Consider the following 9,237-nt stretch of genomic DNA (forward strand, 5'->3'; position numbering starts at 1 on the left):
ACGGCATGGAATGGGTCTTCGACGGCGGACGGCCGTGCCTCGACCTGGTCAACACGCTGCGCGCGCGTCACGACGAGGGTGTCGAGCTGCTGACCGGGCCCGCCGCGCTGGGGGAGTGGCTCGCGCTCGCCGGGTTCACGACGGGCGAAGTGCGTGTGACGGCGGGGAACGTGCTGGCCGCGAAGGCGTTGCGCGAGGCCGTGGACCGGGTGCTGCTGGCTCCCGACCTGCCGGACTCGATGGACGTCGACCTGGTGAACAACGCGGCGGCCTCGGCGCCGGCGCCTCCGCCGCGGCTCGTCGTGACCGACGGCCGCCTGCGCCGCGAGGTCCCCGCGCCGAAGGACCCGGTGGCGGCGGCGTTCGCGGCACTGGCGGCGGACGCGATCGACCTGGCGACGAGCGACGCCGCGGTGCGCGTGTGCGCGGCGGACGACTGCGGGTTGCGCTTCTGCGACGCCTCGCCGCGGCGGAACCGCCAGTGGTGCTCGATGGCCCGCTGCGGCAACCGCGCCAAGGCCCGCGCCCACTACGCCCGGGTCAGCGGTCGTGAGGAGTAGCTCCCGGGCCGTGACTGCCGATCAGCCGTTGGTAGGCCTGGGGATGGGCGCGGAACCAGACGTTGAGCTTGCCGATCCACCGCATGTGCGCCGTCCGCAGCCCGGCCGGGACCGGCGTCGCGAGAACGCGCACCACGCGGGCGAACCGCAGGAACCGCTGCTGGTCGCGAAGAGTCCACTGTAGACCGAGCCGGTCACGCAGCGCGGGCGGCAACGTCGCCCGCAGCAGGAACATCTGGATCCGGCCGTGCCACCGCCACGCCGAATCGGGCAGCCACCGCACCGGTTTCGCCACCGTCCGGATCGTCTCGAAGAGCGTGTCGATCGTCGCATTGCCCGCGAACCCGGTGACCATCTCGTCGTAGTACCGCTCGAAACTCGCCCAGTCCGGCGGCAGATCACGCTCGCGCACGCCGAGCATCCGGCCGACGTCGCACATCTGCGCGTAGTACTCCGCCAGCTCCGGCCCGGACAGCGGACGGCCGAAGAACCGTTGCGCGTCAACGGGAACCTTCACCAGCGTCGCGTGCACCCACGCGTACGCCAGCGGATCCAGTGCGCTGTACCGGCGTCCGTCCGAAACGCCCGTGAACGACCGGTGCAGGTCCCGCAGGCGCGCGGCTTCGACCCGGGCACCCGCGGCACCGCCGTAGACGTAGATCGACAGCGACGCACCCGTGCGCATCAGGCGCGTCCAGGGATCCGACGTGTAGTCCGAGTGGTCGCGCACGCCCGCCGCGACGACCGGGTGCGCCACCTGCAGCACCAGCACCTGCCCGGCCAGCAGCCCGTCGCGGAAGTCGCCGAAGTACCTCCACGCCGCCGTGCCGCGGACGACCGGCGGGGCCATCAAGCCCCGCGGAGCAGCATCATCAGCGGTTCGGCCACCGGCGTGTCCGTCTCGCCGGTCGCCAGGCGACGCAGCTGCAGCCCGGCGATCAGCGCGACGACCGGCCCGGCCAGCCGGCGTGCGTCCGGCACACCCAGCGCTTCGAGGATCGTCACGGCCAGCTCGTCGTACGCCGCGAAACAGCGCGAAGAAGCCTCGTGCAGCTCGGGATCCCGCGCGGACTGGAGGTACAGCTCGTGCGCGCCGAGCTCGTCGGCGCCGAAGGGCAGCTGCGCGATCACGTGCTCGACGACCGACGCGGCCTGCTCGACACTCAAGCCGTCCGCGCGGTAGCCGTCGACGATCGCGCCGAGCTTCGCGGTCTCCTCCTCGACGAACAGCAGCATCGCCTCGCGCAGCAACGCCGTCTGGCTGGGGAAGTGGTAGGTCAACGTGCCGAGCGAGACGCCGGCCGCGGCGACGATCCGGCGGTTCGTCAGGCCGCCGACGCCGTGCTCGCCGACGACCGTTAGCGCGCCGCGCAGGATGGCTTCCCGGGTGCTTACCAGCTTGTCTCGGGATGCCGCTCCGGCCACCGTTCGACCTCTTCCAGTTGCGCGGCGAGCGAAACCAGCCGCTCCTCGGCGTGCGAGGGGCCGAGCAGCTGCGCGCCCAGCGGCAGGCCGCCGGCCGTCTGCCCGGCCGGGACGTTGATCCCCGGCCAGCCCAGCACGTTCCACGGCCAAGCGTACGGGCAGGCGGCGATCATGGCCTGGTCGGTCTCCCAGCCGGACAGCCCGTCGAACGTGCCGATCGGCGGTGGCGGAGTGGCGGTGGTCGGGGTCAGCAGGACGTCGACGCGGCCGAACACCGAGCCGATCCGCCGGTGCAGGCCCGGCTCGAAGGCGCGGGCGAGGCGCAGCGCGGGCCCGGCGAGCAGCCGCCCGTGGCCGGCGTTGCTGCGCGTGCGCTTGTCGAGCCCGGACCGGTCGGGCACCCGCAACGTCCAGTCGCGGACGCCGGTGAGCGAGCGCGGCAGGAACGTCAGGCCGATCAGCCCGTAGTCCGGCTCGACCTCGACGATCTCGTGGCCCAGCCCGGCCAGGGACTCCGCGAGCCGCCGCACGTTCGCCTCGACGACCGGGTCGAGCCGGGTCTTGGTCGCGGTGAACGGGATCCGCGTCGACAGCCCGATCCGCAGCCGGCCGGGTTCGCGCGCGGCGGCGGTCCGGAACGTGGTGCCGGCGTCCGCGGCCACGTCCAGCAGCAGGGCGGCGTCCTCGACGGTCCGGGCGAGCGGGCCGAGCACCGTCAGGCCGTGGAACAGCTCGCTTTCGGTCGGGATCCGCCCGCGCTGGGTCTTGATGCCGACGAGCCCGGTCCACGCAGCCGGGATGCGCACCGAACCGGCGCCGTCGGAACCGAGCGCGGCCGCGATGACCCCCGACGCCACCGCGGCCGCGCTCCCGCCTGAAGAACCCCCGGGGGTGTGGCCGGTGTGCCACGGGTTGCGCGTCGCACCGAAGGCCGGGCCCTCGGTGAACGGCCATTGGCCCAGCTCGGGGGTGTTGGTCTTGCCGATGATGACGGCGCCGGCTTCGCGCAGCAGCGCGACGGCGGGCGCGTCGGACGTCGCGACCGGGAACTCGCCGGGGCAGCCGAAGGACGTGGGGAGGCCGGTCAGGTCGACGTCGTCCTTGATGGCCACGGGCACGCCGAGCAGGGGTTTCCGGTCGCCGGCCGTGAGCCGCTCGTCCGCCTCGGCGGCTTCGGCGAGCGCGGCGTCGTCGCGCAGGTGCCGGAACGCGTTGAGCGTCGGCTGGCTCGCGTGGGCGCGGCCGAGCGCGGTCGCGGTCAGCTCGGCGGAGGTGACCTCCCCGGCGGCGAGCTGCGCGGCCTGCGCGGCGAGACCGGTGAAGTCCAGGCTCGTGGCGGTCATGGCACCTCCCTGTGTTCTCGTTCGTTCGAACGAACGTTACCGGATACCGACGGTCTCCGGCTACTCCCCGGGCGTTCTAAGGTGGGCTGATGACGTTCGACTTCGCCGGGTTCCCCGACCCCGCCCTCGACTCGATCCCGCGCGTCGACCTCGGTGGCTGGCCGACGCCGCTGCACGAAGCGCCCCGGCTCGGCGAGGTGCTCGGCCTGCGGAACCTCTGGCTCAAGCGCGACGACGTCCACCCGCTCGGCGCGGGCGGCAACAAGCTGCGCAAGCTCGAATACCACCTCGGCGCCGCGCTCGAGGCCGGCGCCGACACGGTCGTCACCTTCGGCGCGCTGCAGACGAACCACGGCCGTCAGACGGCCGCCGCGTGCGCGAAGCTCGGCCTGCGCTGCGAACTCGTCCTCACCGCGAAGGTCCCTCGCGACGGCGACGCGTACGAGCGCGGCGGGAACCTGCCGCTGGACAAGCTCTTCGGCGCGACGGTCCACGTCTGTACCGACGGCGAGGAGACCGGCCGCACCTACGACCGCCTCATCGCCGAAGCCGCGCAGGAGGGCCGGAAGGTCGCCACCATCCCCGTCGGCGGCTCCAACGACCTCGGCGCGCTCGGCTACGTCCGCGCCACCCGCGAACTCGCGCACCAGCTCGAAGAACGCGGCGTCGAGCGGGCCCACCTGGTCGTCCCGCACGCCAGCGGCGGTACGGCGGCCGGCGTGGCCTTGGCCACCGCGCTCCTCGGAAACCTCGGCGTCGGCATCGCCTGCGTCAGCCACCCGCTCGACGAAGCCACCGAGAACCTGCGCGAGCTCACCGCCGGTGCGGCGAAGCTGCTCGGCGTCGAGCCGCCCTCCCTTGCCCACACGAAAATGGGCGACTCGACGCTCGGCCCCGGCTACGGCATCCCGACCGACGCCGTCTGGGACGCGCTACGCCTTTTCGGCCGCACCGAGGGGGTCGTGCTGGACCCCGTCTACACCGGCAAGGTGGCCGCCGCGCTGGTCGACTGGGCGGGCCACTTCGCCCCGGACGACCACGTGGTGTTCCTGCACACCGGCGGGATGCCCGGCCTCTACGGCTACGCGCCCGAATTCGCGGCGGCCGTCGAAGGCTGACTCCAGCCGGGTCGCGACCCGCAGCAGCGTGCAGAGCAGCCCGACGTCGGCGATCAGCAGCAGCCGCTGCGTGACGCCGATCGGGAACGCGTCCGAGACCGCGTGGAACGGCTCGACGCCGGCCTCGCTGAGCCGCACGAACACGAAGCTCAGCGCGAACAGCCCGAACGCGACCGCGGTCAGCCGGATCGCGCGCACGACGGCGACGCGCTCTTGCCGTCCCCGCAACGGTTCCAGCAGCGAGATCGCCGCGCCGGGCAGGCTGAGGAACGCGACCAGGCACGCGTAGAGGTGGATTTCGCCGCTCACCGGGTCCGGCGCCTCGGGGTAGCTCGCCGGGAACACGGCGGCCGCCGCGAGCCCGAGCGACCACAACGCGAGCAGCAGCCGGGTCGTCCGCGACAGCGGGACCCCGGCGACGTGCAGCGCGCCGAGCACAGCCAGCGAGCCGATGGCCAGCGAAAGCACGCTCGCGGCGAGCATCCCTTCGCCGCGGTCGGTCACGGTGTAGCTCGACAGCGTGTCGTACACCGGGTCGTGCGAGCTGATGATGTGCAGCACCACGGCCGTGAAGAGCCCCCAGCCGATCGCGCCCAGCGCCACGAGCCGCCACGGTCTCGTGCGCTTCCCCTGTTCCGTCCCCATGTCCTCCAGGTTCTCGGGAAACGGGACGGCCGTGATCAGGGAAGACCCTGAATTCCCCCGGAACCGAAGTCGACCAGCACGAGCGCCTGGTCGTCGTGGCGCTTCGGACGCGGCCAGCGTTCGCCGTCCGGGTCCTGCTTTTCCGCGGTGCGGACGGCGTCCAGGATCGAATCCGGCCCGTCGGCGCGCGTGATCGCGAGGACTTCGCGCCAGTCGAAGAGCTCGTACTGGTCGACGCCGATGGAAACGCCGTCGCTGGCGAGCAGGACGGCCTCGACGGCTCCCCGCGGCCAGCTGCGGCGCACGGCGTGCGCGGCCGCGCCGGGGTCGGCTTCGGCGACCCAGAAGCCGTCGTGGGCGTTGCGCCGGCGCCGGACGTCCGCGCCGGTCTGCAGCATCCCGCGCCGCCGCAGCCGCGCGAGCCGGTCGTCGGAGACGACGTCGACGCCGAACTCGCCGAAGCCGATCACCGGGCTGTCGGCGAGCACCAGGGCGTCGACCCGGTCGTCCAGCCAGCGCACCGCGGCCACCGTGCTCGACGGCGACTGCCGCGGCCGCAGGGCGTTGTCCCGCGTCACGGCGGCGATCGCGCTGGTCAGGGTGTCGGTCAGGTCGGCTTCGGGGGCCGCGCGGAGGTCTTCGGCGAGGCGGCGGGCCAGCCGTTCCGCGTACCAGCCGCCCGGGGGCTGCGACGGGTCCGACGAGGTGGCGCCGTCGAGGACGAGCACCGCGTTGTCCAGGACGACGACGTGGTCTTCGGTGGGACGCGGGTGGCCACCGGCGCCCACCCCGGCCCGTTCGGCGATCACGATCTCGGGCATCGCCCGACTCTACGTCGGCGGAGGAGGACCTTCACGCCGACGGTGTCAACTCAGGTTGACAGGCTCGCGTTGTCAACGTAGGTTGACAGACATGACGGAAGCGACGGACCTGGCCGCCCGGGCCGGCGACCGCGATCCCCGGGTGGGACTGCGTGCGGTCGCCGCGCTCCGGCGGCTGGTGGAACAACTGGAGGCCGTGCAGGTCCGCAGTGCGCGGATCGACGGCTGGTCGTGGCAGGAGATCGCCGCCGAGCTGGGGGTCAGCCGGCAGGCCGTGCACAAGAAGTACGGGAGGCACTGATGTTCGAGCGGTTCACGGCGGACGCGCGGTTGGCGGTCGTCGAAGCGCAGATCGTGGCGCGGGAGTCCGGGGCGGCGGAGATCCGGCCCGCGCACCTGCTGGCCGGGCTGGTCAAGGTGGCCGTGCCGGTGCTCGCCGAGCTGGGCATCTCCGCCGAGGAGGTGGCCGCCGAGCTGGCGCGCACCCGGCGTCGCGGCGGGGTCAGCGACGCCGACGCCGAAGCGCTGACGGAGTTCGGCATCGACGTCGAGCAGATCGTCGAGAGCGTCGAGCGGACCCACGGCGAGGGCGCGCTGGCCGGCCGCCTCGGCCCGGCCAAGCGCGGGCACATCCCGTTCACGGCCCAGTCGAAGAAGACCCTGGAGCTGAGCCTCAAGGAAGCCGTCCGGCTGGGGGACAAGCACCTCGGGCAGGAGCACATCCTGCTGGCGCTGGCCCAGCAGGGGGACACCGACGAGGTGCTGGCCCGCCGCGGCGCCGACTACCCGACGCTGCGCCGGGCCGTCCAGCAGCGCAAAGCGGGCTAGTGACCCTGCTCGCGCTGCTGAGGTTCGCGCCACGTGGTCAGTGGCAGCAGTGCCTGGGTGAGCGGGCCGATGGCGAGGGCGTAGAGCACGGTGCCGACGCCGACCGTCCCGCCCAGCAGGAAGCCGATGGCGACCACGGTGACCTCGATGCCGGTGCGCACCAGCCGGACCGACCAGCCGGTGCACCCGGCGAGGCCGGTCATCAGGCCGTCGCGCGGGCCGGGACCGAGCCGGGCGCCGACGTAGGTCGCGGTCGCGACGCCGTTGAGCGCGACGCCGCCGACGAGCAGCGCGATCTGCCAGCCGAGGTCGTGCTGGTCCGGGAGCACCGCGCGGACCAGGTCGACGACCACCGAGATGACCACGACGTTCGCGATGGTGCCGATCCCGGGCCGCTGGCGCAGCGGGATCCACAGCAGCAGCACGACCACCGAGATCAGCCCGGTGACCGTGCCGAACGTCAGCCCGGTGTGCTTCATGACGCCTTCGGCCAGCACGCTCCACGGTTCGAGGCCGAGACGCGCGCGGGTGACGACGGCGACGCTGGTGCCGTAGAGCGTGAGGCCGAACAGCAGCTGGGCGCTGCGCCGGACGGGGTCGCGGGAGATCCGGACGGGCCGGAGATCGATCTGAGCCACGACCTCACTATCGCCGGGAAGTGGCCTTGTAAACCATAGCCAATTCCAGGATATTGGCCTTATGGAAACGCTCGTCCCGTTGGGTGGACGCATCTCTGGTCCCCGACTGGCCGTCATGCTGGGCTCGTGGCGGCAAGGCGGCTCCCGGCAGGGCGCGGCCGACCTGGCCGCCGCGATCGAGCTGCAGGTGCTGGACGGCCAGCTCCCGCTGGGCACCCGGCTGCCCGCCGAGCGGGAGCTGGCCGACGCGCTGGGCGCCAGCCGGACGCTGATCGGCTCGGCCCTGGACCGGTTGCGGGAGAACGGGTTCGTGGCGAGCCGCCGCGGCGCGGGGTCGTGGATCGCCGCGCCGGGACGGCGTCGCCGCGGCCCGCTCGCCCCGGCGGGCGGCGACTCGATCGACTTCACGCACGCGTCTTCGCCGGCCATCGCGGGCACGGCCGCCGCGGTCGACACGGCGCGCGTCCTGCTGGCCGACCACCTCGGCGACCACGGCTACCAGGAACGCGGCCTGCTCGGGCTGCGGGAGAAGATCGCCCGGCGCTACACCGAACGCGGGCTGCCGACGACCCCCGCGCAGGTGATGGTCACCAACGGCGCGCACCACGCGTTCGTCCTGGTCCTGCGGATGCTCGCGGGCCCCGGCGACCGCGTGCTGGTCGAGCAGCCGACGTACCCGAACGCGCTGGAAGCGATCCGCGCCGCGCACGCGATCCCGGTGCCCGTGGCGCTCGACCCGGCCGGCGGCCGCGGCTGGGACATCGCGGGCGTCGACGCGGCGCTGCGCCAGGCGTCGCCGCGGTTCGCCTACCTCGTCGTCGACTTCCAGAACCCGACCGGCCTGCGCCTGGACGCCGAAGGCCGCGAACGGCTCGGCGCGGTGCTCGCGCGGGCCAGGACCCCCGTCGTCGTCGACGAGACGCTCGTCGAGCTGGACCTCGAAGGCGACCCGCTCGACGGGTCGCCGCCGCTGGCCGCGTTCGCCGGTGACCTGGCGATCTGCGTCGGCTCGGCGTCGAAGACGCACTGGGGCGGGCTGCGGCTCGGCTGGATCCGCGCCTCGGAGGACCTGCTCGGCCGGCTGGTTTCCGCGCGCTACGCGGTCGACCTGGGCTCACCCGTGTTCGAGCAGCTCGTGCTCAGCGAGCTGCTGAGCGACGAAACGGCGCTCGCCCGCCGTCGCGAAGAGCTGCACGGCTACCGCGACGCCCTCGCCGGCGCCGTGCGCGGGCTGCTCCCGGACTGGACGTTCACCCTGCCGAAGGGCGGCCTGTCGCTGTGGTGCCGCATGCCGGAGCCGGTGAGCTCACGGCTGGCGGTGGCGGCGGCGAGCCACGGTGTCCAGGTGGCGCCGGGCTCGCGCTTCGGCGTCCACGGCGGGCTGGAGCGCTGGATCCGGCTGCCGTTTTCGCTGCCCCCGGACCGCAGCCACGAGGCCGTCCGGCGGCTGAGCGCCGCGGCGGCGTCCGTCAGCGGCACCCCGGCTTCGCTGGACGCCCCGATCGCATGAACGAACCGGTGCGCTGGATGCGAGCCTGCTCCCAGGGATGGGCGGCGTTCGTGTGCATCCAGCGCACCGGTTCGTTGTTCCACACTCCCGCTCACGGGCGTGACCCCGTTCGCGGGTGCCGCGGCTTCCCGGCACAGCCCCTCGACGTGCCGGGAAGCCGGCGGCTCAGGCGTGCTCTCCGCTTGACGAATCTTCGCTCGGCGCGGTGAGCGAAGACTCCCGGAGCACGCCCGGTGTGGGTCCCGGCGCCGCGGGGGGCGGGCGGCCCCGCCCCCGAGCTCGGCAACCGCCGGGCCGCGTGGGGCGGGCGGGGGGAGTGGGTGGGGGGGTGGTTTTGGGGGCGGGCGGG

The 9,237-nt window shown here is 73.6% G+C and carries 10 protein-coding genes and 1 pseudogene; 5 read left to right on the forward strand and 6 right to left on the reverse strand.

Annotation, left to right across the window (positions count from 1 at the left end; translation table 11 throughout):
• The first annotated feature begins 5 nt into the window (after positions 1-5).
• Positions 6-560 (forward strand): CGNR zinc finger domain-containing protein, encoded by a 555-nt coding sequence (locus ACWEN0_RS11575; protein ID WP_451971906.1) that lies wholly within the window; start codon positions 6-8, stop codon positions 558-560.
• Here ACWEN0_RS11575 and ACWEN0_RS11580 read toward each other — a convergent pair.
• The 3 genes from ACWEN0_RS11580 to ACWEN0_RS11590 are packed head-to-tail and all read right to left on the reverse strand — an operon-like array spanning position 541 to position 3,328.
• Positions 541-1,410, reverse strand: a complete 870-nt coding sequence (locus ACWEN0_RS11580) for an oxygenase MpaB family protein (protein WP_451971909.1) — start codon at positions 1,408-1,410, stop codon at positions 541-543. The genes ACWEN0_RS11575 and ACWEN0_RS11580 overlap by 20 nt on opposite strands.
• On the reverse strand, positions 1,410-1,985 hold the full coding sequence (locus tag ACWEN0_RS11585) for a TetR/AcrR family transcriptional regulator (protein ID WP_451971912.1): 576 nt from the start codon (positions 1,983-1,985) through the stop codon (positions 1,410-1,412). The genes ACWEN0_RS11580 and ACWEN0_RS11585 overlap by 1 nt, the downstream gene beginning before the upstream one ends.
• Positions 1,952-3,328, reverse strand: coding sequence for an amidase (locus ACWEN0_RS11590; RefSeq protein ID WP_451971914.1), 1,377 nt, complete (start codon positions 3,326-3,328; stop codon positions 1,952-1,954). The genes ACWEN0_RS11585 and ACWEN0_RS11590 overlap by 34 nt, the downstream gene beginning before the upstream one ends.
• 89 nt (positions 3,329-3,417) lie before the next feature.
• Between ACWEN0_RS11590 and ACWEN0_RS11595 the strand changes: the two genes are divergently transcribed.
• The gene (locus ACWEN0_RS11595) at positions 3,418-4,446 is read left to right on the forward strand and encodes a D-cysteine desulfhydrase family protein (RefSeq protein ID WP_451971917.1); all 1,029 of its coding nucleotides are present in this window, start codon (positions 3,418-3,420) and stop codon (positions 4,444-4,446) included.
• Positions 4,447-4,533: 87 nt separating this feature from the next.
• Here ACWEN0_RS11595 and ACWEN0_RS11600 read toward each other — a convergent pair.
• Both ACWEN0_RS11600 and ACWEN0_RS11605 read right to left on the reverse strand, forming a co-directional pair.
• Positions 4,534-5,091 (reverse strand): annotated as a pseudogene (locus tag ACWEN0_RS11600) (DUF998 domain-containing protein); the annotation flags it as partial.
• 35 nt (positions 5,092-5,126) lie between these two features.
• Positions 5,127-5,912, reverse strand: a complete 786-nt coding sequence (locus tag ACWEN0_RS11605) for a protein phosphatase 2C domain-containing protein (RefSeq protein ID WP_451971920.1) — start codon at positions 5,910-5,912, stop codon at positions 5,127-5,129.
• A gap of 91 nt (positions 5,913-6,003) precedes the next feature.
• Here ACWEN0_RS11605 and ACWEN0_RS11610 point away from each other — a divergent pair, with 91 nt between their 5' ends.
• Both ACWEN0_RS11610 and ACWEN0_RS11615 read left to right on the forward strand, forming a co-directional pair.
• Positions 6,004-6,213: a sigma factor-like helix-turn-helix DNA-binding protein gene (locus ACWEN0_RS11610; RefSeq protein ID WP_086675674.1), complete on the forward strand. Its 210-nt coding sequence runs from the start codon at positions 6,004-6,006 to the stop codon at positions 6,211-6,213.
• A complete protein-coding gene (locus ACWEN0_RS11615; RefSeq protein WP_451971923.1) occupies positions 6,213-6,740 on the forward strand; it encodes a Clp protease N-terminal domain-containing protein in 528 nt (175 codons plus the stop codon). The genes ACWEN0_RS11610 and ACWEN0_RS11615 overlap by 1 nt, the downstream gene beginning before the upstream one ends.
• Here the strand turns inward: ACWEN0_RS11615 and yczE are convergent.
• Complete coding sequence (gene yczE, locus ACWEN0_RS11620) at positions 6,737-7,378, reverse strand: membrane protein YczE (RefSeq protein WP_451971926.1); 642 nt, start codon at positions 7,376-7,378, stop codon at positions 6,737-6,739. The two genes, ACWEN0_RS11615 and yczE, sit on opposite strands and share 4 nt — an antisense overlap.
• 61 nt (positions 7,379-7,439) lie before the next feature.
• Here yczE and yczR point away from each other — a divergent pair, with 61 nt between their 5' ends.
• On the forward strand, positions 7,440-8,888 hold the full coding sequence (yczR, locus tag ACWEN0_RS11625) for a MocR-like transcription factor YczR (RefSeq protein ID WP_451971929.1): 1,449 nt from the start codon (positions 7,440-7,442) through the stop codon (positions 8,886-8,888).
• The last annotated feature ends 349 nt before the right edge of the window (positions 8,889-9,237 follow it).

It is taken from the genome of Amycolatopsis sp. NPDC004378 (assembly GCF_053602455.1).

Excerpts from the sequence above, each read along its gene's own strand:
- ACWEN0_RS11605 (WP_451971920.1), bottom strand. The coding sequence starts at position 5,912 with ATGCCCGAGATCGTGATCGCCGAACGGGCCGGGGTGGGCGCCGGTGGC.
- yczR (WP_451971929.1), top strand. The coding sequence starts at position 7,440 with ATGGAAACGCTCGTCCCGTTGGGTGGACGCATCTCTGGTCCCCGACTG.
- ACWEN0_RS11580 (WP_451971909.1), bottom strand. The coding sequence starts at position 1,410 with ATGGCCCCGCCGGTCGTCCGCGGCACGGCGGCGTGGAGGTACTTCGGC.
- ACWEN0_RS11615 (WP_451971923.1), top strand. The coding sequence starts at position 6,213 with ATGTTCGAGCGGTTCACGGCGGACGCGCGGTTGGCGGTCGTCGAAGCG.
- ACWEN0_RS11595 (WP_451971917.1), top strand. The coding sequence starts at position 3,418 with ATGACGTTCGACTTCGCCGGGTTCCCCGACCCCGCCCTCGACTCGATC.
- ACWEN0_RS11610 (WP_086675674.1), top strand. The coding sequence starts at position 6,004 with ATGACGGAAGCGACGGACCTGGCCGCCCGGGCCGGCGACCGCGATCCC.
- ACWEN0_RS11590 (WP_451971914.1), bottom strand. The coding sequence starts at position 3,328 with ATGACCGCCACGAGCCTGGACTTCACCGGTCTCGCCGCGCAGGCCGCG.
- ACWEN0_RS11575 (WP_451971906.1), top strand. The coding sequence starts at position 6 with ATGGAATGGGTCTTCGACGGCGGACGGCCGTGCCTCGACCTGGTCAAC.